Below are 25143 nucleotides of genomic sequence, written 5' to 3' on the forward strand. Positions count from 1 at the left end.
AATCCCGCATGCCATCACCCAGCGTCAAGCCGGTCGAGGCGAACCGGCCGTCCTACTCCGTCACCGACTCCTCGGCGTTCGTCACCGTCTTCAAACGGGGCATCAACGCGCAGGAGTCGGAGAGCTTCTTCACCCTGAGCCACCCGGACGGCCTGCCCGGGCTGTCCGTGTCCCTGGTCCACATCGACTCCGCTCCCGCGGGCGGGCGCAGCGCACCCGTGCCGCTCCCGGCCGGCGGCAACGTCTCCCACTACTCCGTCAGCACCTCCGATCCCGACGTCAGGGACGGTGTCGTCACCTACTCCGTGACCGTCACGGAGAACCTGGGGACCGGCTCCACGCCCGACGAACGCTGGGAACTGCGGGCTTCGGCGGACGTCCCGGCGAACTGGTCCATCAGCAGGTCCACCGACGCCATGGACGTCAACTGGCTGGCCGTCTGCCCGGTGGCCGAGCTGACCGTGCCGGCCGACGCGCTGGAGCTGCAGAAGGACGTCGAACTCAACGCGCACGGCGCCGTGAGCGGCAACACGTTCGCCGGAACCGTCCCGACCGCGCTCGCCTTCACACCTCACTACGACTGGGCGTACACCGGCGCGGCCCCGATCCTGGAGATCACCACCGACACCACGACCGCCGGCCCGTCCCTGAAGATCAACACCCCTGGGGTCTACGAGCCGGTGCCCCTGGCCTTCACCGTCACCACCAGGCTGACCGACGCGGCGGGCCTCTACACGGGTCTCCTGCACAACGGGAGCACCCCCGCGACGATGACCGTCCACCAACGCGTGCAGGACATCGTGCTCGTCCTCGACCGTTCCGGCAGCATGGCGTCGGAGAACCGCTTCGAGAACGCCAAGACCGCGTGCCGGGTGCTGATACACCTCTTCAACGGGCTGCGCGAGGGCCTCAGCACCCCGGACCGCATCGACCGGGTCGCCATCATCGCCTTCGAGGACGAGATCGCCGGCTTCCGGGGCGGGGCTCCCTCCAGCCGCATCCAGACCCTGCTCCCGCTGACGCCGTTGACCGAAGCGGTGGACGCCATCGACGACCCGGCCTTCGACTTCGGCGTCCCGGGTACCAACACGCCCATCGGTGACGGCCTCATCGCCGCCATCGACCTCCTGGCGGCCGCCGGACCGATCGTCGACCAGCGGTTCACGATCATCATGTGCACCGACGGCCTGGAGAACAGCGGCACCGTGGCTCTGGTCCCCTCCTCCGCGGTGAACGGGGCGCAGTCCTTCCAGAACGCCGTCAACTCCAAGCAGGCCCGCAAGGACGTGCTCGACACCGGCCGCTGCAAGCTGTCCACGATCGCGCTCGGCCCCACCGCCGACCAGAACGTGCTCAGCCAGCTCGCGACGTTCGGGGCGGGGAAGTTCGAACTCGTCAACAACCCGAGCGAACTCGCCGGTGCCTTCGGCGGGATGCTGGCCAACGCGCAGACCGTCAACCTGCCGGTCAAGCAGACCACTCCGACGACCGGCGTCCCGGACCCGGACGCGGACCCCGACCAAGGGCTGCCCGCCGTCTACCTGTCCACCGAGCCGGACGCCGACCGACTGGTCCTGGCCGTGACCCCGAAGGACGGCGACACCACCTTCACCGGCACCATCCAACTGGCCCGCTGGGACGGCACGTCGTACCTCCCCGAACCCGTCACCATCCTCGCCACCTCCTCGGACCGGGCGACCTCGGTGGCCAAGCTCCCCGCCCTCGCCCAGGGAGCGCCCATCCACTGGCGGGTCATCCACGGCACCGGTCCGACGGACGCGGTAGAGCTCGCTCCCGGCCAGGTCCTCGCCTATGTGGACCTGCACCTGCTGGCCGACGTCCAGCTCGACCGGGACGCGTACCTCACCGGGGACCGGATGCACCTGACCGTGCGGATCCGGCAGGACGACCGGCCGATCACCGGCGCCCGCGTCAAGGCCGTACTCGACGCACCCGCCGTCGGTCTCGGCGAGCAGCTCACCGCCCTCGGCGCCGCGCCGACGGACCCCGCCCAGGACGAGCACGACGAGCCGACCTGGATGGAGGGACGCATCGGCACCCTGCTGTCCCGCAAGAAGTGGCACCACCTGCCGCGCACCCAGCCCACCGGCGGCCTGTTCGTCGACGGTACCGACGAACTCTTCGACCCGGACGGCAACGGCAACTACACCAACACCTTCGCCAAGGTCTTCAAGGAGGGCACCTACAGCTGGCACCTGTCCGTCGCCGGCCAGGACGTCAACGGCAACGCGTTCACCCGGGAGCTGAACACCTCCACCTTCGCCGGGATCAAGGTCGACCGGAAGGCCACCACGATCAAGGTGACGCGGCTGCACAACGACCCGAGCGGGCTGCTCGCCGCCCTGGTGGTGATCACCCCGCAGGACGCCCGCGGCGAGGACCTCGGCCCCGGCAAGGACGACTCGGTCATCTGGGCGCTGCGCGAGGGCACCTTCCAGCACGTCCTGCGGCACGAGCCGGCCCCGGTGCAGACCGACGGGACCTACCAGCGCGTGATCCTCTACACGAACCGACAGTCACCGTCGCTCGTCGTCGAGGCCGCCGACGTCGTGCTGCCGACCATCGACGTCCGGCGGCGGCTGCAGGGCTTCAGCGACTGACCACTGACAGGGCACGACCCGGGACGGAGGCCGACGGTGTTCGAGCAGCAGACAGCACACACGCCCGCGCGCGACAAGGCGGGCGCGCCCGCCCGTCGGCCTCCGACCCCGGCGCGTCCCTCCGGGGACGTCGCACGGCGTGCCATCGGCAACGGCGCGCTGGCGGCGGGCGCCGAGGCCGTACGTGCCCTGGACGGCCCGGGGACTCCGCTCGGCGCCGGCCCCCGGGCCGCCGTCGAGCGGGCCGTCGGCCACCACCCGGGCGATGTCCGGGTCCACACCGGGCCGCGGATCCGGGCGGCCGCCCGGGCGGCGGGCGCCGCCGGATTCACCTTCGGCCCCGACATCGGTATCGCGACCGGCCCGGGGGAAGCCATTCCCCAGGGCCTGTTGGTCCACGAGGCCGTGCACGCGGCCCAGCAGAGCGCCGGCGGCGGCGCGGGCGCCGACGAGGCGGAACGACAGGCCGCCGCCGCGGGCCGTGGCGGGTCCTCGGCGGCGGCCCTGGCCGGCACGGCCGCGCCGTATGTCGCGTGGGCTCCGGAGGAGTGGCTGAACAGCACCCCGGACGTTCGCCGTTATGGTCTGTCCGACCTGCGCGAGGAGGCGCGGGCCGTCGACGAATGGCTGGGCCGGCAGATCGCCTCGACCCCCGAGGTCGACCGGATGCTGGAGGCCAAGGCCGCCATACAGGCCGAACTCGCCCGCCGTGCACCGGCGTTGACGCCCGGCGGTCCGCGCGACCGGGCCGCGCGCCCACGTGGCGGACGGCGCCCGGCAGCCGCCGGGGCCCCCGAACAGGCCCTCCCCGGGACCGAGATGCCGCACGTGCTGCGGGACCGGGTCAGCATCCCGCTGACCGACCCGGCCGAGGTCCGTGCCGAGGCCGACCGCATCGCGGCCTGGCTGCTCAGGCCGGACGTCAGCCGCGCCGACCGCGCCACCCTCCGCCAGGAACTGGCCCTGCTGGAACCCACCGTCGCCGCCGACCTCGACCGTGCGAGCACGGAGCGACAACAGGCCCGCCTCGCACGGGCGTTGGCACCCGCCGGCACCCAGGACCGGGCCGGCATCCTCGCCAACCTGCGGATCATCGAGTCGATCAGGCCCTACGACGCCGCGCCCGGCTCGGCCTACGTCGTCCACGACGGCGAACTGCTGGTCTTCCCCCTGCAGACCGCGCAGCGCGTACGGGCCCAGGTGCTGGGCGCCCTGGCGGACGCCGCCCGACGGGCCCGGGGGATGAACGACGGCACCGAGTTCCGGATGAACGACCATCTGCGCCAGAACTACGAAGAACACCAGGTGATCGGCTTCCTGGTCAGTGTGGTCAGCAGGGAGGAGCCCGTCCAGGTCCAGGCCCGGATGCTGGCCCCGCTGGCCGAGTCCAACATGGCGCTGGCCCGCTATCGGGCGGCGGCGCGAGGAGGATCCCTCGTCGAGATGGCGGACGCCGTCCTGACCGCCGTCGAATCCGCGGACAAGGCCCAGCAGATCGTGCTCGACGGCATCGACCGCGCCGTGGCGGCGGCCGGTTCGATCGTGCGCGGTCTGGAGATCACCCGCAACGTGGCCTTCACGGTCGCGCTGTCCGTGGGCGCGATCCTCGCCGCCCCCGTGGTCGCCGCCGGAGTCGCGGGCCTCGGCGCCACCGGGCTCACCGCGACCGCCCTCACGGCCGCCGGCACCGGAACCGTCGTCGGCGGCGAGGGACTGCTGCTGGGCTTCACGAGTGGCGCCGCCGGTGAACTGGCCGCCGGACACGGGGGACGGGCGGCTCTCGGCACCGGCTGGGCCGAAGGACTTCGCGTCGGCGCGCAGGGCGCCGCCATCGGCGTGGGCGGCGGCGCGAGCCTCGGTCTCGCCCGCACGCTCGGCGTCGGCGCCCAGGGAGTCTCCCGGCTCGGTTCGATCGGCCGCGGCGCCCTCGCCCAGGGCGGCGGGAACGCCCTCGGCGGGGTGACCGGCGCCCTGCTCACCCCGCCCGAGGGCACCGGCCGCGGGGAAGCGGCCCTCCGGGCCGGTCTGACCGGCCTCGGCCTCGGCGCGCTCGGTGGCGTCGCGGGAACCTACGCACAGGGACTGTCCTCGGCCACCGGCCGCTTCGCCGTGGGTGTCGGCCTGCCCAGCCTCGTCGACGGCGGACTGACCTACGCGCAGACGGGCGACCTGGAACAGTCGCTGGAGGCCGCCGGCACCGGTCTGGCGGTCAGCGCCCTGACGACCGGCCGCCCCACCGGGCTCGGCGGCGACGCCGAGCAACGCGCCTTCCGCGCCGGGCAGTCGGTACGACGCGGGATCGGTTCCGCCGCCCGGCAGGGCCGCTCCTACCTCGCGGGCGCCGTGATCGGTCTCGCCGAGCCGGTGCCCGCACTGCGCCTGGAGGACACGCCGACGCCGCTCACGCTGTCGGCCGGGCAGGGACCCGACGAGGCCCCCGCGTCCGCGCCTCCCACCCCGGCCCGGCCGGCACCCACCGCCTCCGCGCCGCAGGCGGACAGCGCCACCGCTCGGTCCTCCGCGCAGGCCGCCACCGTGATCTCCCCGCAGACCCGCGCTCCCGCGGTGTCCCAGCCGGGCGTCCTCGCCCGGTACGAGCGCGTGGCCAACAGCAAGATGGGGGCGGTCGTCCGGGATGTGCTCGGCGGCCAGCGTGCCACGGCCACCCGGACCCGGCTGGCCCAACTGCGCCTGCAGTTCGACCAGTTGCGGGGGCAGGTCGGCAGCGGGCCGATGACACCGGCCCAGCGGGCCGACGCCACCGCCATCCTCCGGGAGGCGAGGAACCTGGCGCGGGCCGACTTCAACAACGTACGGGACGGGATCTGGCGCCGCCTGCGCGCCGACCCGGATCTCCGGCGGATCGAGGCGCAGCTCCAGGCAGCCGGCGACGCGGCCCAGGGGGGCGCCGCGCTGCAGGTCAACACCCGGACCGCCGCGGGCGACCGGTTCGAGTCGCTCGGTGTCGAGCACCGCACCCGGCTCTCGGACGACCCCTGGCGGTACAACGACCCCGCCAACCTGATCGTCACGGACGCCCCCCAGAACGAGCAGTTCCTCGAAGCACTGCGCCGGCACGGCTCGATCTGGCCGACCGGCGGGGTCGAGGAGTTCGTGATCCGGCATCAACTCAACGACCAGGGCGTGGACTTCTCACCCGATACCCGGCGGTGACCCGGCCTCAGGCCGGTGCCTGACGCGCGTCGGGGGCGGCGTCGGCGGCAGCGGGGCCGAGCCGTTCGAGGAGCCGGGCACGCAGCGGATCGGCGTCCGGGAGCCCGAGTTCGGTGGTGATGGCCAGCGCCTGGGTCCAGGCGGTGCGGGCGGGATGCGGGCGGTCCGTGGCGCCGTGGACGTCGCCGAGGCAGAGCAGACCGGCCGCCTCGCTGTGCCGGTCCCCGGTCTGGTGGAACAGTTCGAGGGCCTGCTGGTAGCGGTCGACGGCCTCGGCGTGCTCACCGAGCCGGTGCAGGATGTAGCCGAGGCTGTCCTGGATATGGGCCTCCCCGTTGAGATCCCCGCTCTCCTGGGCCAGCTCCAGCGCCTGACGGCAGAACGTCAGGGCCTCCTGGTGGTCGCCGAGTTGGGCGAGGATCCAGCCGATGTGGTTCAGCGCGGCGGACTGCCCGGCCCGGTCGTCGACGGCCCGGTGGTGCGCGAGGCTGTCGTGGGCGTGGCCGAGCGCCTGCTGATGCCGGCCCTGGGCCTCGGACATCCGGGACAGATGCTGGTGGATACGGGCCTGCCCGGCATGGTCGCCGGCCTCGCCGAAGAGCTCCAGCGCGCGCAGATAGTGCGTGCGGGCCGCCTCCGGACGGTCCAGCCGGTCCTCGGCGAGCCCGAGACCCCGGTGGGCCTCCGCCTGCCCGGCCACATCGCCCTGGCGCCGGGCGGCGTCCAGCGCCGCGGTGTGCGCGGCGATCAGCGCCCGCCGGTTGCCGTGCCGGTCGAGATAGGTCGTCAGGGCCGAGGCGAGCCGCCAGGCGTGCCGCTGGAATCCGGCCGCGGACGCCTGTCCCACCGCGGCGAGCAGCACCGGATGCTCGGCGGTGAACCAGGCCTGTGCCTCCCGGTGGTCGGACAACTCCTCGGCCGCGGAACCCGGTTGGGCGGACGGCAGGGGCGCGGGGGTGGGCCGGGGCGTCAGCAGCGCGTCCGCCCGGTGCGCGGTGTGCAGGTAGTGGTCGAACATGCGGTGCGCCGCGGTGTGCCGGGAGTCCTCGCCCTCGTGCGTGGCGACCAGCTCGGCCGCGTAGGCGCGCAGCAGGTCGTGGAAGGTGTACCGGCCGGCGGGCTGTTCGGTGAGCAGATGACCGCGGACCAGTTCGGCCACCAGCGCGCGGGCGCGGTCGGCCGGTACGCCGGCCAGCGCGGCGACGGCCGGGAGCGCGGCGTCCGGGCCCGGATGCAGGCCCAGTAATCGGAAGAGCCGGGCGGCCTCCGGGCCGAGCGCCCGGTACGACCAGGAGAACACCGCCCGTACCTCGCTGCTCGCCTCCCCGCTGTCCAGGGCGTCCAGCCGCCGGTCGGCCAGCCGCAGTTCCCCGGCGAGGGCGGCCAGCGGCAGCGCGGGCTGCGCGGCGGCACGGGCGGCGACGATCGCCAGCGCGAGCGGCAGGCCCGCGCACCGGCCGACGATCTCGCGGACGGCGTCGGGATCGGCCGTCACCCGCTCCGCGCCGAGCCGGCGGACCAGCAGCTCCTGGGCCTCCTCGGGGGCGAGCATGCCCACCGTCAGCAGCTGGGCCCCCTCGGTGGCCGCGAGACCGGTCAGCGATCTCCGGCTGGTGATCAGCGCCAGACATCCGGGTGCCCCGGGCAGCAGCGGGCGGACCTGGTCGGCGTCGCGGGCGTTGTCCAGCACCACCAGGACCCGGCGCCCCGCCAGGAGGCTGCGGTACAGGCCGACCTGCGCCTCCAGACCCGCCGGGATCCGGGCCGGCGGCACACCGAGGGCGTCCAGGAACCCTCGTACTGCCTCGGCGGGGCTCATCACCGATCCGCTGGGCCCGAACCCGCGCAGGTTCACATACAACTGACCGTTGGGGAAGGACCGTTGGGCGCGCCGCGCCCAGTGCACGGCCAACGCGGTCTTGCCCACCCCGGCCGTGCCCGACAGCGCCGTGATCACCACCGCCGCCGGCTGGTCCGCGGCCGAGGCGAGGATGTCCTCCAGGCGGGCGAGTTCGTCGCCGCGCCCGATGAACCCCCGTACGCCCATGGGTAGTTGGACAGGAGCCGCGCCCGGCCAGGGAGCTGCCTCGGGAGCCGCCCGGACCGGTGTACGGGACGCCGGCCGTGCGACGGACCCGGCCGGGCCGCCCCGGAGGATCGCCTCGTGGACCTTCCGCAGTTCGGCGCCGGGGTCGGTGCCCAGCTCCTCGGCGAGCCGCTTGCGGACGGCGGCGTAGGAGTTCAGCGCCTCCGCGCTGCGGCCGGCCGCGTGCAGCGCCCGCATCAGGGCCTCGGTCAGCGGTTCCACGAGCGGGTAGGCGTCGAGGAGTTCGGTCAGCGGGCCGATCACGGCGACCGGGTCGCTGACCCGCGACTCGACCTGGGCCCAGGCGACCGCGGCGTCCACGTGCTGCCGCCGCCAGGCCTCGCGCACCTGCGCCGCCCACTGCCCGCCCAGCCCGGCCAGCGGTTCCCCGTGCCACAGCCCGAGCGCCTCGCGCAGCAGCGCCGCCCGGGCCTCGTCCGTCCGCCCCGTCTCCCGGGCCTGGCCCGCCAGTTGCCGGAACCGGTGGATGTCCACCTGGTCCGGGCGGGCCTCCAGCAGGTATCCGCCGGACCGCCGCACCAGACGTAACCGGGGATGTCCCGGGTCCTCGGTCTCCTCGCACAGCCGGCGCAGCCGGGCGACATGGGCGTGCAGCGCGCGCCGGGCCCCGTCCGGTGGATCGTCGCCCCACACCCGCCTGATCAGCGCGTCGGCCGGGACGGGCCGGCCGGTGTCCACCGCCAGCGCCGCCAGCACGGTCCGCCGCTGCGGTGGTCCGACCTCGGCGGTCCGGCCCTGCACCGAGAGCTCCACGGGGCCGAGAAGGCGTAATTCCACCACTACTTCCACACTCCACGCACAGCTGTTCTTCACTCGACGCACACATTCTCGCGCTGGGCGACAATCTATCGACAACGTTCTCAGCCACACTCGAACTTCAGTCTGAAGACGCGGACTTCAGTCTGCTGGGGCGCGGGGTCACCACGCACGGCGGCGCACCGCACACGGGGAACGGCGGTACGGGGAGCCGGTCGGGCGGTATCCGGGGGAGAGGCACGTGAACGAAGAACGGGGAGCGGCCACAGCCGTCAGACCGGCGGAACCACCGCACCCGCCGGACGGCGGCGGGCGCAGCGTGCTGGAGGGCGCCTTCGCGCTGCTGGGGGCGGTGGAGCGGGCCGGAGAGGCCGGACTGACCAGGCTCGCGGCGGAGTGCGGCCTGCCCAAGACGACCACGTACCGCCTGCTGGAGCAACTGGTCGAACTGGGTGCCGTCGAGCGAAGCCGCAAGGGCTACCGCATGGGGTCGCGGATCTTCCGGCTCGGGCAGGGCTGGCAGCCGTACCCCGGCCTGCGCACGGCCGCCCGTGCGCCGGCCCGGCGCCTCGCCCGCCTCACGGGCGCGACGGTGGGGCTGAACGTACTGCGGGAGGGGCAGACCCTCGTCCTCGACTGGACGCCCGGCGACACCGCCGGAGCGCTCGGCCGATCGCTCGACGCCGGGGTGTGGCCATGGTTCACCGCGGCGGGCAAGGTGCTGGTCGCCGGGGCGGATCCGCGGCTCCCGCTGGATCCGCTGACCGGGTCCTGGCACCGGCAGGCCGGGACCATCCGGGACCGGGGCGTCGCCTTCGACCGGGAGGAGGTGGCGGCCGGCGTGTGCTGCGTGGCCGTGCCGGTGCACGGCCCGAACGGCGCGGTGCTGGCGTCCCTGAGCGCCGTGACCGATCCCGCGCACAGCCTGGACCGGCTCGCGGGCGCCGTGCGGCACGCGGGAAGGGCGATCGGCGCGGCCCTGCGCGGCCGGTGAGCCGACGAGCCGCGGACACCCGGCCGGCCCGTGCCGGTCAGCGGCGCGCGGTGGTCAGCACCAGGTAGGGGGCCGGGCCCTGCGGGGACTCCGGCACGGTCGGGGCGTCCACGGCCGGGGCGGGGAAGCCGGAGCCGGTGAGCAGCGCGGTGTACGCGGACAGCGGGCGGTAGTGGCAGACCGTCGTGACCGTGGTGCCGTCGAGTCGGCGCAGCTCGGTGGGGACGGGTGCGCCGTGGGTGTAGGACGCGCCCGGGTCGCCGTAGCGGAGGGTGGTGAACTGTTCGCCCACCGCCGCCGGGTTGAGGTCCGCGAGGACATAGGGGGCGCCCGGGCGGAGCACGCGGTGGATCTCGGCGGTGAGGGCGGCCAGCCGCCGGTCGTCGGGGTCGGTGCAGTGGACCAGGCAGCAGACGGCCGCGTCGATACTGCCGTCCGGGATCCAGGACAGTGAACGGCCGTCGAAGCGGCGGTAGTCGACGCGTGGGTCGGGGCGGTCGGCGCGGGCGATGTCCAGCATGGGGGTGGAGGGGTCGACGCCCTGGACCGACCAGCCCCCGGTGCGGGCCAGTTCCAGGGCGAGCGCGCCGGTGCCGCAGCCGATGTCGAGGACGGTCGCGCCGGGCGCCGGGGGAGTGCCGACGCGGTCCAGCACCACCGGGAAGATCAGCTGCCGGGCCAGCCTCATGTCCCGGTCGCGGTAGGCGGCCGCGGCCGCCGGGGTGTCCCAGGAGAGCGCCCGGGACGGGTCGGAAGCGGTCATGGCCTTGAGTCTTGTGGCCGCGGCGGGCTCCCGCCAGTCCCTCGATCGGGGGACGCGGCCGTGCTCACCGCGCGGCGGCGGCCTCCTCGGCGATCCGCTCGAACTGGGCGCCCATCGCCTCGGACAGCGCCTGGGCGGCCGAGAGCGGGCGCACCATCACCGTGAAGTCGTCGATCTTCCCGTCCTCGTCGAAGTGCAGGAAGTCGCAGCCCTGGAGCTTCTTCCCGGCGACGGTCGCGGTGAAGACGAGGGCGTGGTCGCGGCCGTCGGGGTTGGCGATCTCCCGGACGTACTCGAAGTCCTCGAAGACCCGGGACACGGCGCGCAGGATCGCCGCGGTGATCGCCTTGCCCGGGTACGGCTTGAAGGCGACCGGGCTGGTGAAGACGACGTCCTCGGCCAGCAGGGCGGCCACGGCGTCCATGTCGCCGTTCTCGACGGCCTTGCGGAAGGGGTGCATAGGGTCCACCTACCTATTCAAAAAGTTGACTACCTTCGCATGCTAGCGTGTCCCCATGGCTCTGCGGAACGCGGTGATGGCGGCCCTCCTGGAGGGCGAGGCCTCCGGGTACGACCTCGCGAAGGGATTCGACGCGACGGTCGCCAACTTCTGGACGGCGACACCCCAGCAGCTCTACCGCGAGCTGGAGCGCATGGAGGCCGCGGGGCTGGTCTGCGCCCGCGTGGTCGAGCAGGAGCGCCGGCCCAACAAGCGGCTGTTCTCGCTGACGGAGGCCGGGCGCGAGGCCGTCCGCGCCTATACCGCCGAACCGCCCGCCCGGCCCTCCGTGGTCCGCGACGAACTGCTGGTCAAGGTGCAGTGCGCGGACGCCGGTGACCTGGCGGCGGTCCGGACGGCGGTCGCCGGGCGCATCGAGTGGGCCGTCGCGAAGCTGGCCCGGTACGAGCGGATCCGGCAGCGCCTGCTCGCCGGGCGCTCGGAGGAGGCGTACTTCGCCGAGGCGGAGCGCATCGGCCCGTACCTCACCCTGCTGCGCGGGATGTCCTTCGAACGGGAGAACCTGCGGTGGGGGGAGCTGGCGCTGCGCAGGATCGAGCAGCGGATGGATGCTGTCAGTCAACAAAGTGACTAGTCCGGCGGACGGGAGGACCCGTCCGCCGGACTCGGGTCAGCAGGTGGCGACCCCCGGCAGCCACGCCGGGCCCTTGATGTAGATGTTGGTCATCCACGCGCCGTTGGTCAGCTTGGACCAGGCGTCGTTGGTGTAACCCTCGGCCGTGACCGTCTGGGCGTGCGCCTGGCACACCACGTTGACCGTCGTCGGCTGCGGGAAGTAGTCGACGACACCGGCGTTCACGTTCGGCTCGCTGTGCGTGCGCACACCGGTGCCCCAGGTCTGGAACGCCGTGCTGCCCCCGCTCGGCGGCGGGGCGCTGTCCCCGCCGCAGTCCGGGATGCCGGGCAGCGAGGCCGGGCCCTTGATGTAGATGTTGGTCAGCCAGGAACCGTCGGCCAGCTTCGCCCAGATGTCGTTGGTGTAGCCCTCGGCGGTCACCGTCTCCGCGTGCTCCTGGCACTGCACGGAGACCTGCGTCGGCCCGGCGAAGGTGTCCACGACGGAGGAACGCACGCTCGGCGTGGAGTGCGTGCGCACGCCGGTGCCCCAGGTCTCGAACGTGGTACCGCCGTTGGCCGGCGGCGGCACCGGCGTACCGGACGGGTTGACGCGGATCGCCCCCGCGTAGTCGCCGCCGGTGCGCACCGGCGTCACCCGGATGTGGGTGCCCGACTCGTAGGCCTCCACCATCTGCCCCGCGCCCAGGTACATGGCGACGTGGTGGATATGCCCGCTGCCCCAGAACATCAGGTCACCGGGGACCAGCGGAGCGGTGCCCTGGCCCGCCGAGAAACGGGCCGCGGCCTGCGGGCTGTGGTACTGGTCGTCGGCCGTGCCGTTGAGCAGGTCCCGGCCGGTCGCCCGGTAGTAGGCGTACCGCATCAGGCCCGAACAGTCGAAGCCCTTGCGCTCGTTGTCGTGCAGGCTGTCGGGGTCGGAGCCGTCGTAGTAGCCGTACGTGGCACCGGGCGTGGCGCCGTGGCCGCCGCCCCAGCTGTACCAGACACCGATCTGCGAGCAGGCCGCGTTCACGGCGGCCTCCGCGGTGGCCGAGGCGCCGGAGGCCAGCACCCCGCAGGTGGCGTCCTGGGCGGCGCGCGGGGCGGCGGTGGCGGCGTGGGCGGTGGCGGACAGGAGCGGGACCGTCGCGAGAGCCGCCGCGACGACGACCGCCCTGCCGGGTGTGGTGAGTCTCAAGATGCACGTCCTTGGTCGACATGGGCCGGGTGCGGGGGTCGGGCGAACTGCCCGGGTGCCGCGTCCCACCCCCGTCGGGACGCGACACCCGGAACTCAGCCGGCCAGCGCCGCGCGCATCTTGGCCAGCGCCCGCATCCGGTTGCGCTGGACGGTGCCGCGATGGGCGCCGAGCCGTTCCCCGGCCGTGTCGTGGGTGAGGCCCTCCAGATCGACGAGGATCACCGCGGCCGCCTCCTTCGGCGAGAGCATGCTCAGCAGCGCGAGGGCGGTGGCCGAGGCCTCGTAGGAGCCGAGCCCGCCGTCCCAGCCGGCCTCCGGCAGCCGGTCGGTGGTGCGCTCCCGCCGGGAGGGGTGCAGCCAGGAGTCGCGCAGCAGGTTCAGCGCGACCGTGCAGGTGTAGGCGTACGGATGCTGCTGGTGCGCCAGGTTGCTGGCACGGGCCCGCCGCGAGAGCCGCAGATAGGTCTCCTGCAGCAGGTCGTCGGCGTCGTGCGGATTGCCGGTCAGGGCGAGCAGCCGTCTGCGGAGTCTGGGCATGTCGGCGGTGAAGGAGGCGTCGAAGTCACCCGGGCTCATCCGCTCCGCGGCCGCTTCGCGCGGGTCCTGCGTACAGGTGCCGCCGTGGCTTTCCATGGTCGTTCCCCCGTTGGTCGTCGATGGTGGGCGAGGTCCGGTCCGCTGGTCAGACGGGCCGGACAGGGGCGGCGGCGGGTCCGTAGCGGGCGGCCGGCGCGCCGCTCAGCAGGGCCCAGTACCGGTCGCCGTACGACCAGTGCCACCACTCCGTGGGGTAGTTGACGAAACCGGCGGCGGAGAGCGCCTCGCCCATCAGGGTCCGGTGGGCGCGTGCCTCGACGCTGATGTTCGCCGCGCCGGTCCGGCAGGCGCCCGCGCTCTCCTCCGGGGTGGCGTTGACCTCCGTGCCCAGCGGCAGCTCCGTGCCGTCGACGGTGCACAGGGTCAGGTCCACCGCCCCGCCGCTGACATGGGGGGCCACCTCCGGCGGAGAGATGTAGGCGCTGGCCAGCTCGCGGATCAGATCCGCGGACGCGTCGGGGCGGGCCGCGCGCAGGGTCGCCGCGTACTGCTCGAAGTAGCGGCGCTGCAGCGCGGGCGGCCGGTACCCCTCGACCACCAGGAACCGGATCCCGGCCGGCAGCAGCGCCTGCGCCTGCAGCAGCCGGCGCAGCGCCCCCAGCCGCAGATGGGCGTAGCCGCCGTCGGCGTCGGCCTGGCGGGGGTCGATCCGCAGTACGGGTGTCCCGCGCAGATCGACCAGCGGTTCACCGCATTCCTGCTCGGTGACCGCGGCGACCCGGGAGTCGGAGAGCGTGATGATGTCCGTCACGCACACCAGAGTGCCGGGGTCCCCTGCAATTGCTCTGCAGGTTCCCTGCAAGCCCGCCACCAGGGCTTCTGCAGCCGGATTCCGGCTACGACGGCTCGTCCTCCGCGCGTTCCCACGCCTCCCGCACACCCACCGACCGGAACACCTCCAGCGCCTCGGCCCGGGCCGCCCGGGCGGCCTCCTCCTCGCCGTCCGCCGTCCACACCCCGGCCAGGTCCCGCACCGTGCGCGCCCGCCACAACGGCAGCCCCAGCTCCGCCCAGAGCGCCGCCGCGCGCTCCAGCGGCCGACGCGCCCCGCCGGTGTCCCCGGCCGCCAGCAGCTGCTCCCCGAGCGTGCGCAGCACCAGGGCCTCGCCGAACCGGTCCTGCCGCTCCCGGGCCACCTCCAGACAGCGCGCCAGCCGCTGCCCCGCCTGTTCCGTACGGCCGGTGCGCAACTCCACCTTGGCCAGCGACTGTTCGGTGTACATCAGGCCGAAGGTGTCGTGCAGGCCGGTGAAGACGTCCAGCGCGTCGCGCAGCAGCCGCTCGGCCTCCGGGTAGCGGCCCTCGGACCGGTCGCACAGGGCCTGCGAGCGCAGGGTGAGCCCCTCGCCGTGCCGGTCGGCGGCGGCCCGGTACAGCACGAGGGCGCGGTCCAGGGCCTCCCGGGCGGCGGCCCCGCGCCCCTGCTCACGGTGCACGTACCCGATGCCGTACAGCACGCCCGCGCGGGCGCCGACGTCACCCTCGTCGCCGTACCGCTCCAGCGCGGCCTCCAGCAGCTCCAACGCCTCGGCGTACCGGGCCTGTTCGCGGCGGGCGGTGCCCATCCCGGCCAGCGCCACGGCCGCCCCGTCCGGCAGCTGCTCCCCGAACAGCCGCAGCGCGTCCGCGAAGTAGGCGTACGAGCCCTCGAACCGGTCCTGTTCGTAACGGAGTTGGCCGAGTCCGGCGAGCAGCCAGGCCTCGCCCTCGACGTCCCCGCCGCGGCGGACCGCCGCCATGGCCGCGGTGTGCGAGCGGGACCAGGCGTCGAACTGGTTGTACAGCGCGGCCGAACTCGCTATCAGCGCCCCGGCGAGATCCCGGGCGGCCCGCGCCATGCCGTGGTCGGCGCAGTGCGTCACCGCGGCCAGCAGCCCGGCCTGTTCGGCGGCGAACCAGGCCGCGGGCCGGGCCAGCAGCGCCTCCTCGGTCTCCGGGTCGAGCGGGCGTACGGCGGCCGGTTCGGGGAAGTGCCGGGTCGCGCCGCCGGGGCCGCGGGCGGCTGCCTTCCGGGCGAGGTCCAGCCAGCAGCCGACCAGGCGCAGCACCGCCGCCGCACGGTCCTCGGCGCTCTCCTCGGAGAGGCAGCGCTCGCGGGCGTGCTCCCGGGCGAGGTCCTGGATGCGGTAGCGGGGCAGGCCCGTGCCGTCCACCCCGATCACGTCGATGAAGTGGCAGTCCACCAGCCGCTCGACGGCCTCCTCGGCCTCCTCGGTCCCGATGCCGAGCAGCGGGGCGGCGATCCAGGCCGCGAAGTCGGGCAGGTCCAGCAGGGCCAGGCGGCGCAGGGCCCGGCGTTCCGGCGGGTCCAGGTCGGCGTAGCCGAGCTCCAGGCTGGTGCGCAACTCCAGATCCCCGGCCCTCAGTTCGTTGAGCCGGCGCCGTTCGTCGCGCAGCCGTCCGGCGAGCCGGCCCGGCGCCCAGTGCGGGCGGGCGGCCAGCCGCGCCCCGGCGATCCGCACCGCGAGCGGCAGCCGCCCGCACAGGGCGACGATCTCGGCGGCCCGCTCCGGCTCCGCCCCCGTCCGCCCCTCGCCGGCCACCCGGCGCAGCAGGTCCAGGGCCTCGGCCTCGTCCGGCACGGCGAGGTCCAGATGGGCGGCGCCCTCCAGCGCCACCAGCCGCCGCCGGCTGGTGACCAGCACCGCCGAGCCGGGTCCGGGCGGCAGCAGCGGCCGGACATGTGCCTCACCGGCCGCGTTGTCCAGGACGACCAGGACCCGCCGGTGGCCGATGTGGGTGCGGTAGAGGCCGGTCAGCTCCTCGACTCCGGAGGGCAGGGTGTCCGGTTCGACGCCCATCGCGCGCAGCAGCCGGGCGAGCGCGTCGGCGGGTTCCAGCGGGGTGGTGTCGGCGGCCCGCAGGTCCACGAACAGCCGCCCGTCCGGGAAGAGTTCGGCGGTCCGGTGGCCGACGTGCACGGCGAGCGCCGTCTTGCCCATGCCGGAGCGTCCGGAGATCACCCCGATCGGGGGTGCGGTCCGGCCGGGGTCGCCGACGCCCCGCAGCAGCTCGGTGGCCCACTTGACCTGCCCGCCGCGTCCCACGAAGTCGGCGATGTCCGGCGGGAGATGGGAGGGCGCGGGGCGGTGCCGCTCGCCTTCGGAGCCACGGGGACTTCCGGAGCCTCCTGAGCCACGGGGACTTCCGGAGCCTCCGGGACTCCCGGGGCTTCCGGGGCTTCCCGGGCCTCTGGGCGCCGGTACCGGCCGCGCGGTGCGGCCCGTGCCCAGCACACCCTCGTCATGGGTCAGTACGGCCTGGTGCACCGCCCGCAGCTCGGGGCCCGGGTCGATGCCCAGCTCGTCGCGGAGCGCCGCGCGGCCCTCCTGGTAGACGCGCAGGGCGTCGGAGACCCGGCCGGTGCGGAACAGGGCGGTCATCAACTGGCCGCGCGGCCGCTCCCGCAGCGGATGCGCGGCCACGTGCGCGAGCAGCGGCGCGATCGTCTCGTCGGCCCGGTCCAGCTCCAGGGCCAGCCCGAAGCACTCCTCCTCCGTCACCAGCCGCAGCTCCGCGAGGCGGGCCGCCTCGATCCGCGCGAACGACTGGCCGAGCCCCTCCAGCGCCTCCCGGCCCCGCCACAGCCCCAGCGCCTCCGCCAGCACCCCGGCGGCCTCCTCCGTACGCCCCAGGGACCGTCCGGCCGCGAGGAGTTCCTCGAAGCGGCGGGCGTCGACCCGGCCGGGCGCGAGGTCGGCGACATATCCCGGCGGGCGGGTGCGGATCACCTCGGCGGTACCGACCCGGGCCAGGGCCCGGCGTACGGCGGAGACATGGGTGGCGACCAGGGCGCCCGCGGTGGCCGGAGCCTCCTCGTCCCAGACGAAGTCCACCAGACGCTCGGTGGAGATCACCTCGCCCAGGTGCACGACGAGTGCGGCGAGGACGGCGAGGGGTCTGGAACCGCCGAGCGGGGCCCGCCGGCCCCCCTCCCAGACCTCCACCGGGCCGAGCAGACGTACTTCGAACATCGGTCCCCGATCGCTGCCCCCAGCAGATGCCGACAACGATATCGGCGGCCACCGACAGAGCAGGCCGAAAGCCGGGCCGTCGTGTCCGGAACCGTTCCGCCCGACAGGGCGGACGGCACCGTCCACGACGCCCGGTGTGCCGGGCGGGACCGGGATCGGGGGTGGTTCTCCCTCCTGGCGCAGTTGGCTGATTCCTGTGGGTGGCCATAGCGGCCCCTGTGCGTGGGACGGGTGGCGGGCGGCCCCCGTATGAGCGCGCCCCGGGACGCGCCACGAAATCCGTCGCGGCGGAAATTCCCCGCACGCGCATGTCATACGAACGCCCCGCCGCCGGCGTCAACGGCCCGAAAGCACCGAGCCGTTCGCCGTACGCCGAGGGAGTACCCGATGAAGCGCCCCGCCTTCCGCCGCAAGGCCGCGCAGCTGAGCGCCGTCGCCGCCGTGGCCGCGCTCGTTCTCACCGGCTGCTCCCGGGCGTCCGGCGACGACCCGGCCCCGCCCGCCGGATCCCGGGCACGTGACCTGACCTACGCCGAGGACCTGCGGATCTCCGACGCCGAACAGCGCCTGGTCGCCCGGTGCATGGCCCGCCACGGCTTCGGCTACTGGACGGACCGGCCGCTGAGCCTGGCCGAGAGCAGGCCGCTCGGCTACGTCCAGGACGACGTGCGCTGGGCCCGCGCCTACGGATACGGCAGCCGGATCACCGCCGAGGAGGACCGCGCCCGGCTGCGCAACCCCAACAACGCCTACCGCAAGGGCCTCACGGCCACCCGGCGGGCCGCCTACGACACCGCGCTCGACGGCGGCCGGCGGGCCGAGGCGCTGCGCACCGACGTCCCCGGCGGAGGCAGCGTCAGCAAGCGGACCGGCGGCTGCGACGGCGAGGCGGAACGGACGCTGTACGGCGATCCGCGGACCTGGTTCCGGCTCGACACCACCGCGAGCAACCTGCGCCCGCTCTACGTCGGCAAGCTGCTGCACGACCGGCGGTTCACCGCCGCCGTGCACGCGTGGTCGGCCTGCATGCGGCGGGCCGGCCACCCCTATCCGGACCCCGACGCGGCGCGGCAGGCCACCCGGGAGCACCCGGCGGTGCAGACCCGGGCCGAGGAGGCCAGGAGCTTCGCCGCCGAGACCCGGATCGCGGTCGCCGACGCCACCTGCGCCCGCGAGGTCTCCCTCAGGTCCGTGGGCCAGGCCCGCGAGGCCCACTACCTGGCCCGGCTGGACGGCGAGTACGGCGCCCGGCTGGACGCCTACCGGCAGGTGCGCCTGACGGCGCTGGCGCGCGCCCAGCGGATCGTGCCCGCCCGCACCTGACACCTGCCCGTACCCCATGGCTCCGCGGCGCCCGCCGCGGCCCTTTCCCCACACCGACCGCCTCCGACGAGGCAGAACGGGAACTCACCATGCGCAAAATGACCCTCGCCCTCACCACCCTGGCCCTCGCCGCCGTCGGCTTCGCGCTGCCGGCCACCGCCCAGGCCTCGGCCGGCTGCAACGCGCAGTGGCCGGGCCGCGACGGCAACGTGCGGGCCTGGAAGGACTGGGACTGCGCGGGCGGCCTGCTCGGCGTCACCGCGGGCAACGACTCCTCCTGGTCCGACGCCGCCGGCGCCTTCCAGGGCAGCGACGGCAACGCCGCCTCCTCCGTGATGAACAGCGGGTACGTCGGCGGCAAGGACGTCGTGGCCTTCTACTACTTCTCCAACTACTCCGGCGGCTACGGCTGCCTCAAGCCGGGCGAGCTGTACGTGGACGACCTCACCCGCGACCACTTCACCGACGGCCACCCCATGAACGACAACATCCTGTCCCACCAGTGGGTGACGGAGAGCGCCTGCGCCGCGGGCTCCTTCATCAGCTGACGCCCCCCGCCGACCGGTCACGGCCGCTCTCCCGGCCGTGACCGGTTCGCCGTCTCCTTACCGACTCCCTACCTCACGTACCGCCGACTTTCACATCGGCGCCATCGGACCCTTCCCTGACGTTCGCTGCCCTTGGAACACTCGCACCCGCACACATCCCGCCCTGTTCCGGCCATCCGTACGTCAGGATGAGAGGTCGCTCACTCATGACCGAAGTAAACCGGCGCCGATTCCTTCAACTCGCGGGCGCCACCACGGCGTTCACCGCGCTGTCCAGCAGCATCCAGCGTGCCGCCGCGCTGCCCGCGAACCACCGCACCGGGTCGATCGAGGACGTCGAGCACATCGTCGTCCTGATGCAGGAGAACCGTTCGTTCGACCACTACTTCGGCACCCTCAGAGGTGTCCGCGGCTTCGGCGACCCGCGTTCGGTCACCCAGAACAACAAGTCCGTGTGGAACCAGTCGAACGGTACGAAGGACATCCTGCCCTTCCACCCGGACGCCGACGACCTGGGTCTCGCCTTCCTCCAGGACCTCCCGCACGGCTGGAGCGACACCCACACCGCCGTCAACGGCGGCAAGTACGACAAGTGGGTGCCCGCCAAGGGCTCCACGACGATGGCGTACCTGAACCGGGACGACATCCCGTTCCACTACGCGCTCGCCGACGCCTTCACCATCTGCGACGCGTACCACTGCTCGTTCATGGGCTCCACCGACCCCAACCGCTACTACATGTGGACGGGTTACACGGGCAACGACGGCCAGGGCGGCGGCCCGGTCCTCGGCAACGACGAGGCCGGTTACAGCTGGACGACCTACCCGGAGCGCCTGGAGCAGGCGGGCGTCTCCTGGAAGATCTACCAGGACGTCGGCGACGGCCTGGACGCGGCGGGCGGCTGGGGCTGGATCCAGGACGCCTACCGCGGCAACTACGGCGACAACTCGCTGCTCTACTTCAAGCAGTACCAGAACGCCGAGGCCGGCGACCCGCTGTACGACAAGGCCCGCACCGGCACCGACGCCACCAAGGGCGAGGGCTTCTTCGACCAGCTCAAGGCCGACGTCAAGGCCGGCAAGCTGCCGCAGATCTCCTGGGTGGTCGCCCCCGAGGCCTTCACCGAGCACCCCAACTGGCCCGCCAACTACGGCGCCTGGTACGTCTCCCAGGTCCTGGACGCGCTCACCGCCGACCCCAAGGTGTGGGCGAAGACGGCCGTGTTCATCACGTACGACGAGAACGACGGTTTCTTCGACCACCTGGTCCCGCCGTTCCCGCCGGCCTCCGCCGCGCAGGGCAAGTCCACGGTCGACCCGAGCCTGGACCTCTTCAAGGGCGACGCGAGCCACGCGGCCGGCGCCTACGGTCTCGGCCAGCGGGTGCCGATGCTGGTCGTCTCCCCGTGGAGCAAGGGCGGTTACGTCTGCTCCGAGACGCTCGACCACACCTCGATCATCCGCTTCATGGAGGCCCGCTTCGGCGTCCACGAGCCGAACATCTCGCCCTGGCGCCGCGCCGTCAGCGGTGACCTGACCGGGGCCTTCGACTTCTCCCGCAAGGACACCAAGCCGGTCGCGCTGCCTTCCACGGACGGCTACCAGCCGCCGGACGGCAACCGCCACCCCGACTACGTGCCCACCCCGCCGGCCAACCCGGCGCTGCCCAAGCAGGAGCGCGGCTCCCGGCCCACCCGGCCGCTCAAGTACGCCCCGCTGGTGGACGGTTCGCTGGACGCGACGGCCGGCAAGTTCACCCTGGCCTTCGCCTCGGGCGCGCACGCCGGCGCCGCCTTCCTGGTCACGTCCAACAACCGCGCGGACGGCCCCTGGAGTTACACCACGGAGGCCGGCAAGTCCGTCTCCGACACGTGGAACACGGCGTACTCGAACGGGTCGTACGACCTGACCGTGCACGGCCCGAACGGCTTCCTGCGCACCTTCCAGGGGCCCGGCAAGGTGGCGGGCCCCGAGGTCACCGCGCGGCCCGTGGGCGACGACATCGAGCTCACCCTCACCAACAAGGGCTCCGGCACGGTGAAGCTGACGCTGGCGGGCGGCTACGGCGGCAAGGCCTGCACGGTCACCGTGCGCGCCGGGGCGACCGTGAAGCACACCGTCGACCTCGCGCGCAGCCGCCGCTGGTACGACGTGACGGTCACCTCCGACGCGGACAAGACCTTTGTGCGGCGGTTCGCCGGACATGTCGAGAACGGTCTTCCGGGCGTCAGCGACCCGGCGATCATCACCGAGTGACAGGGCGATGAGGGACGCATCGTGCGGGCTGGTCAGGTACCGGTCACATCGGGGTAGTGTGCCCCGGTGACCACGCAATCGAACACTCCTGCAGGCTGGTACCCCGATCCGCACGGTGCGTCCCAGACCCTCCGGTACTGGGACGGCGCCCAGTGGACCGACCAGACGAATCAGCAGGGCGCGGTGCCGGGGCAGGCCCCGGCCGCCGACCCCAAGGTGCAGCGGCAGGTGCAGCAGCAGGCCGGCGTCGCGGGCGGGGGCGCCGGTGGCGGCACCCTGTTCACCGAGCCGGTGCTGGTGGTGAACCAGAAGGCCAAGCTGATCGAGCTGACCAACGAGTACAAGGTCATGGACCAGCAGGGCCGTGAGCTCGGCTCGGTGGTCGAGGTCGGCCAGAGCGCGCTGAAGAAGGTCCTGCGGTTCGTCTCCAGCCTCGACCAGTTCATGACCCACCGGCTGGAGATCCGTGACGCCCACGGGCAGCCGCAGCTGGTGCTGACCCGGCCGGCCAAGTTCCTGAAGTCGCGGGTGATCGTGACGCGTCCGGACGGGTCGCCGGTCGGTGAGATCGTCCAGGAGAACATGATCGGGAAGATCAACTTCGCGATGAACGCGGGCGGCCAGAAGGTCGGCGCGATCAAGGCGGAGAACTGGCGGGCGTGGAACTTCGCGGTCGTGGACCACACGGACAACGAGGTGGCCCGGATCACGAAGACATGGGAAGGCCTCGCCAAGACCATGTTCACGACCGCCGACAACTACGTCCTGCAGATCCACTACCAGCTCCCGGAGCCGCTGCTGAGCCTGGTGGTGGCGACGGCCCTGACCGTGGACACGGCGCTGAAGCAGGATTCGCGGGGGCTCGGCTGAGGATCGAACGGTAGTGGGGTGACTGCGGGCCGGTCGTGGCTGGTCGCGCAGTTCCTCCCCCAGCCTTCGGCCGGGGGTGCCCCCAGCGCCCCTTTGGGGGCGCTCCAGTTCGAGGCGTTTCAGAGTGCCGTGAGGTGTCCGGGCTCTTGTTTCTGTTGGGGGAGCAGTGCCTGCTCCGCCGCCGCCCTCGCCGACTCCAGGGCCAGTACCGCCGCCACCGGGTGCTCCTCGTCCGGTACCTGTACGACCGTCGGTGTCGCCGGGGTCACGCGGGTCAGGAGGACCACGCCCCAGGAGGCGAGGCCGGCGCCGGCGAGGGCGAGGAGGATTCCGGTCGCGCCGTCCTGGAGGCCCTGGCCCAGCAGGGTGAGGCCGATGACCGCCGCGGCCACGGGGTTGGAGAGGGTGACCACGGCGAGCGGGGCGCCGAGGCCGCCCCGGTAGGCGGTCTGGGAGAGCAGGAGGCCGCCGACCGCGAACGCGGCCACCAGGAGGGCGACCACGATCACCTCGGTGCTGAGGACGGGGCCCGAGCGGTCGGTCGCCGCCACCGTCACCGTCTGGGTGAGGGCGGAGGCGACGCCGGAGGCGAAGCCGGACGCGGTGGCGTGGCGCAGGCCCGGGCGGCTGCCGGGGCGGGAGAGCACGCCGATCAGGGTGGCCGTCGTACCGGCGACCGCGAGCGCCTCGGTGAGGCTCAGGGTGCGGTCGGGCGCCGGGCCGGAGGCCGTGATCAGGAGGGCGCCGAGGCCGAGCAGGGTCAGGGCCGTGCCCCGCCACTCCGTCGCGCTGACCCGGCGGCCCGCCACCCGGGCGCCCATCGGCACGGCCGCGACCAGGGTGAGCGCCCCCAGGGGCTGGACGAGGGTCAGCGGGCCGTACTTGAGGGCGACGACATGGAGCAGGGCCGCGCCGGCGTTGAGGCCGACCGCCGCCCACCAGGCGCCGGAGCCGAGCAGTCGTAGCAGACCCGCTCCGGAGGACTTCGAGGCCAGGCGCTCCTGGGCGACGGCGGCGGCCGCGTAGGCGACGGCCGAGACCAGGGAGAGGGCGACGGCGACCAGGGCTGCGGCGCTCATCGGCCGGCCCCCGCCAGCACGGGCTCGTCCGGTACGAGGGTGCGTGTGGAGCGGCCGGCCGTGGTGGCCGTGCGGTGCGGCGGGTGAATCAGGGCGAGGGCGGCGCCCAGCATCGCGGTGGCGACGATCGCGTCCAGCCAGTAGTGGTTCGCGGTGCCGACGATCACGAGGAGGGTGATCGCGGGGTGCAGCAGCCACAGCCGGCGCCAGCGTGAGCGGGTCGCGACGATCAGGCCGATCGCGACCATCAGGGCCCAGCCGAAGTGCAGCGAGGGCATCGCCGCGAACTGGTTGGAGAGGTGGTCGCTGGAGGGCGGGCCGTAGACGGAGGGGCCGTAGACGCGGGCCGTGTCGACCAGGCCGGTCGCGGCCAGCATCCGGGGCGGCGCCAGCGGGAAGGTGAAGGGCAGCACCAGGGCGGCGGCGGTGACCACGGCGAGGACCCGGCGGGCCCAGACGTAGTGCGCGGGCCGCTTCAGGTAGAGCCAGACCAGGAAGGCCAGCGTGGCCGGGAAATGAACGGTGGCGTAGTAGGTGTTGGCCAGGTGGACGAGGGTGTCGCCGTGCAGCAGTGCGGACTGCACGTCGACCTCCGAGGGCAGGTGCAGCGTCCGTTCCAGGTCCCAGATCCGGTGGGCGTTGTGCAGGGCCTCGGCGGTGTGGCCGGTGGCCAGCTGCCGCCCGAACTTGTAGACGAGGAAGAGCCCTGCGACGAGCAGGAGCTCTCGGACGAGCGGCGGCCGGGGTATGGACCCCGGCTCCGCTGCTGCCGGCTCGGACTGGGATCTCATCCCAGGCCCCCTCACTGACGGTGGTGCTGTGCCGAGTCCGGGCGGTGGCCCGGACTCACCGAAACTCATCGATACGAAAGCGTACCGATACGCCACTGTACCGATACGGTCGAGTACCGGTACAGTGGCGTATCGATAGACGTAGGCCACACTGGTTGTAGGTTTCCGCCCCGGCCGAACGGCGGGTGGGGCGTAGGTGATCCGTAAGTGATGGGCGAGTGAGGAGAAGGGCACATGACGTCGCAGGACGCGGAGGTGCCGGACGCGGTCGCCGCCTCGCGCCGCTCCAAGATCACGCCGGAGCGTGAGCGGGAGTTCTTCGACGCCGTGCTCGAACAGATCCGCGAGTGCGGCTACGAGGCCGTGACCATGGACGGCGTCGCCGCCAGCACCCGGTGCAGCAAGTCCACGCTCTACCGGCAGTGGAAGACCAAGCCGCAGTTCGTGGCGGCGGCGCTGCGCGCCAGCCGCCGGGTGCGCTTCGTCGGCATCGACACCGGGTCGCTCGCCGGGGACCTGCGCGAGGTCGCCCGGGCCGCCGGGGACTGGTCGCACAAGGACACCAGGCTGCTCCAGGCGCTGGGACACGCGGTCACCGCCGACGCGGAACTCGCGCAGGCGCTGCGCGAGGCGCTCTTCGAACCCGAGATCGCCGCGCTGCGGGAGATCATCTGCCGCGGTATCCGGCGGGGTGAGGTGCCCGAGGACCATCCCGCGCTGGACTACGTGCCCGCCATGGTCTTCGGCGTCCTGCGGGTGCGTCCCGTGCTCACCGGCGAGTACGCCGACGCCGACTACCTGGTCCGGTTCGTGGAGGCCGTCGCGCTGCCCGCACTCGGACTGACATAGGACCCAGGCCGCCGTCCACGGGATGACTGGACGGCGACCTGCTCGCGCCGCACCGTGGGGACGGGGGCGGCGCGCACCCCCCGGGGGGGGGGGGGGGGGGGGGGGGGGGGGGGGGGGGGGGGCGGGGCGCCCGCCCGCCCCCGGGGGGGCGGGGGGGGGGGTGG

18 protein-coding genes are annotated in these 25143 nt (G+C 73.6%); 9 read left to right on the top strand and 9 right to left on the bottom strand.

The genetic code is table 11. From position 1 onward, the window contains the following. Nucleotides 1-8: 8 nt before the first annotated feature. Both ACGFZS_RS25735 and ACGFZS_RS25740 read left to right on the top strand, forming a co-directional pair. Nucleotides 9-2621 carry a hypothetical protein gene (locus ACGFZS_RS25735; protein ID WP_393797133.1) on the top strand — a complete coding sequence of 871 codons (2613 nt, stop codon included), beginning with the start codon at nucleotides 9-11 and terminating at the stop codon, nucleotides 2619-2621. 36 nt (nucleotides 2622-2657) lie between these two features. Next, nucleotides 2658-5795 carry a DUF4157 domain-containing protein gene (locus ACGFZS_RS25740; protein ID WP_393797134.1) on the top strand — a complete coding sequence of 1046 codons (3138 nt, stop codon included), beginning with the start codon at nucleotides 2658-2660 and terminating at the stop codon, nucleotides 5793-5795. Between the two features lie 7 nt (nucleotides 5796-5802). Here ACGFZS_RS25740 and ACGFZS_RS25745 read toward each other — a convergent pair whose 3' ends face one another. Next, a complete protein-coding gene (locus ACGFZS_RS25745; protein WP_393797135.1) occupies nucleotides 5803-8679 on the bottom strand; it encodes a BTAD domain-containing putative transcriptional regulator in 2877 nt (958 codons plus the stop codon). A gap of 220 nt (nucleotides 8680-8899) precedes the next feature. Between ACGFZS_RS25745 and ACGFZS_RS25750 the strand changes: the two genes are divergently transcribed. Next, on the top strand, nucleotides 8900-9652 hold the full coding sequence (locus ACGFZS_RS25750) for an IclR family transcriptional regulator (RefSeq protein WP_393797136.1): 753 nt from the start codon (nucleotides 8900-8902) through the stop codon (nucleotides 9650-9652). Nucleotides 9653-9689: 37 nt separating this feature from the next. On the opposite strand, the gene ACGFZS_RS25755 is transcribed toward ACGFZS_RS25750, so the two are convergent. Together ACGFZS_RS25755 and ACGFZS_RS25760 are read right to left on the bottom strand one after the other, a co-directional pair. Further along, nucleotides 9690-10415 carry a class I SAM-dependent methyltransferase gene (locus ACGFZS_RS25755; protein WP_393797137.1) on the bottom strand — a complete coding sequence of 242 codons (726 nt, stop codon included), beginning with the start codon at nucleotides 10413-10415 and terminating at the stop codon, nucleotides 9690-9692. Nucleotides 10416-10479: 64 nt separating this feature from the next. Beyond that, nucleotides 10480-10875 (bottom strand): nuclear transport factor 2 family protein, encoded by a 396-nt coding sequence (locus ACGFZS_RS25760; RefSeq protein ID WP_355727472.1) that lies wholly within the window; start codon nucleotides 10873-10875, stop codon nucleotides 10480-10482. Between the two features lie 55 nt (nucleotides 10876-10930). Here ACGFZS_RS25760 and ACGFZS_RS25765 point away from each other — a divergent pair, with 55 nt between their 5' ends. After that, nucleotides 10931-11509, top strand: a complete 579-nt coding sequence (locus ACGFZS_RS25765) for a PadR family transcriptional regulator (RefSeq protein ID WP_393797138.1) — start codon at nucleotides 10931-10933, stop codon at nucleotides 11507-11509. Between the two features lie 36 nt (nucleotides 11510-11545). Here the strand turns inward: ACGFZS_RS25765 and ACGFZS_RS25770 are convergent, their stop codons facing one another. From ACGFZS_RS25770 to ACGFZS_RS25785, 4 genes are all read right to left on the bottom strand, one after another. After that, nucleotides 11546-12691, bottom strand: coding sequence for a C40 family peptidase (locus ACGFZS_RS25770; protein ID WP_393797139.1), 1146 nt, complete (start codon nucleotides 12689-12691; stop codon nucleotides 11546-11548). Nucleotides 12692-12786: 95 nt separating this feature from the next. Continuing rightward, the gene (locus ACGFZS_RS25775) at nucleotides 12787-13326 is read right to left on the bottom strand and encodes an RNA polymerase sigma factor (protein ID WP_359213772.1); all 540 of its coding nucleotides are present in this window, start codon (nucleotides 13324-13326) and stop codon (nucleotides 12787-12789) included. 49 nt (nucleotides 13327-13375) lie between these two features. Beyond that, nucleotides 13376-14041: a M15 family metallopeptidase gene (locus ACGFZS_RS25780; protein ID WP_393797140.1), complete on the bottom strand. Its 666-nt coding sequence runs from the start codon at nucleotides 14039-14041 to the stop codon at nucleotides 13376-13378. A gap of 85 nt (nucleotides 14042-14126) precedes the next feature. Then, nucleotides 14127-17264, bottom strand: coding sequence for a BTAD domain-containing putative transcriptional regulator (locus ACGFZS_RS25785; protein WP_393797141.1), 3138 nt, complete (start codon nucleotides 17262-17264; stop codon nucleotides 14127-14129). A gap of 387 nt (nucleotides 17265-17651) precedes the next feature. Here ACGFZS_RS25785 and ACGFZS_RS25790 point away from each other — a divergent pair, with 387 nt between their 5' ends. The 4 genes from ACGFZS_RS25790 to ACGFZS_RS25805 all read left to right on the top strand — a co-directional run bounded on the left by ACGFZS_RS25790 (nucleotide 17652) and on the right by ACGFZS_RS25805 (nucleotide 22260). Then, nucleotides 17652-18587, top strand: coding sequence for a hypothetical protein (locus ACGFZS_RS25790; RefSeq protein WP_393797142.1), 936 nt, complete (start codon nucleotides 17652-17654; stop codon nucleotides 18585-18587). A gap of 89 nt (nucleotides 18588-18676) precedes the next feature. Next, a complete protein-coding gene (locus ACGFZS_RS25795; RefSeq protein WP_359213760.1) occupies nucleotides 18677-19135 on the top strand; it encodes a hypothetical protein in 459 nt (152 codons plus the stop codon). Between the two features lie 206 nt (nucleotides 19136-19341). Next, the gene (locus ACGFZS_RS25800; RefSeq protein WP_393797143.1) at nucleotides 19342-21390 is read left to right on the top strand and encodes a phosphocholine-specific phospholipase C; all 2049 of its coding nucleotides are present in this window, start codon (nucleotides 19342-19344) and stop codon (nucleotides 21388-21390) included. 66 nt (nucleotides 21391-21456) lie between these two features. Further along, nucleotides 21457-22260, top strand: coding sequence for a phospholipid scramblase-related protein (locus ACGFZS_RS25805; protein WP_393659579.1), 804 nt, complete (start codon nucleotides 21457-21459; stop codon nucleotides 22258-22260). Nucleotides 22261-22379: 119 nt separating this feature from the next. On the opposite strand, the gene ACGFZS_RS25810 is transcribed toward ACGFZS_RS25805, so the two are convergent. Both ACGFZS_RS25810 and ACGFZS_RS25815 read right to left on the bottom strand, forming a co-directional pair. Next, nucleotides 22380-23339, bottom strand: a complete 960-nt coding sequence (locus tag ACGFZS_RS25810; protein WP_393797144.1) for a hypothetical protein — start codon at nucleotides 23337-23339, stop codon at nucleotides 22380-22382. Beyond that, entirely contained in the window at nucleotides 23336-24130 is a 795-nt protein-coding gene (locus tag ACGFZS_RS25815) for a phosphatase PAP2 family protein (RefSeq protein WP_393797145.1), read from the bottom strand. Before ACGFZS_RS25815 ends, ACGFZS_RS25810 begins: the two co-directional genes overlap by 4 nt. Nucleotides 24131-24364: 234 nt before the next feature. Between ACGFZS_RS25815 and ACGFZS_RS25820 the strand changes: the two genes are divergently transcribed. Beyond that, nucleotides 24365-24979, top strand: a complete 615-nt coding sequence (locus ACGFZS_RS25820) for a TetR/AcrR family transcriptional regulator C-terminal ligand-binding domain-containing protein (RefSeq protein WP_393797146.1) — start codon at nucleotides 24365-24367, stop codon at nucleotides 24977-24979. Nucleotides 24980-25143: the final 164 nt, after the last annotated feature.

This window comes from Streptomyces sp. NPDC048288 (assembly GCF_043201555.1).
In the GTDB taxonomy this organism is placed as follows: Bacteria; Actinomycetota; Actinomycetes; order Streptomycetales; family Streptomycetaceae; genus Streptomyces.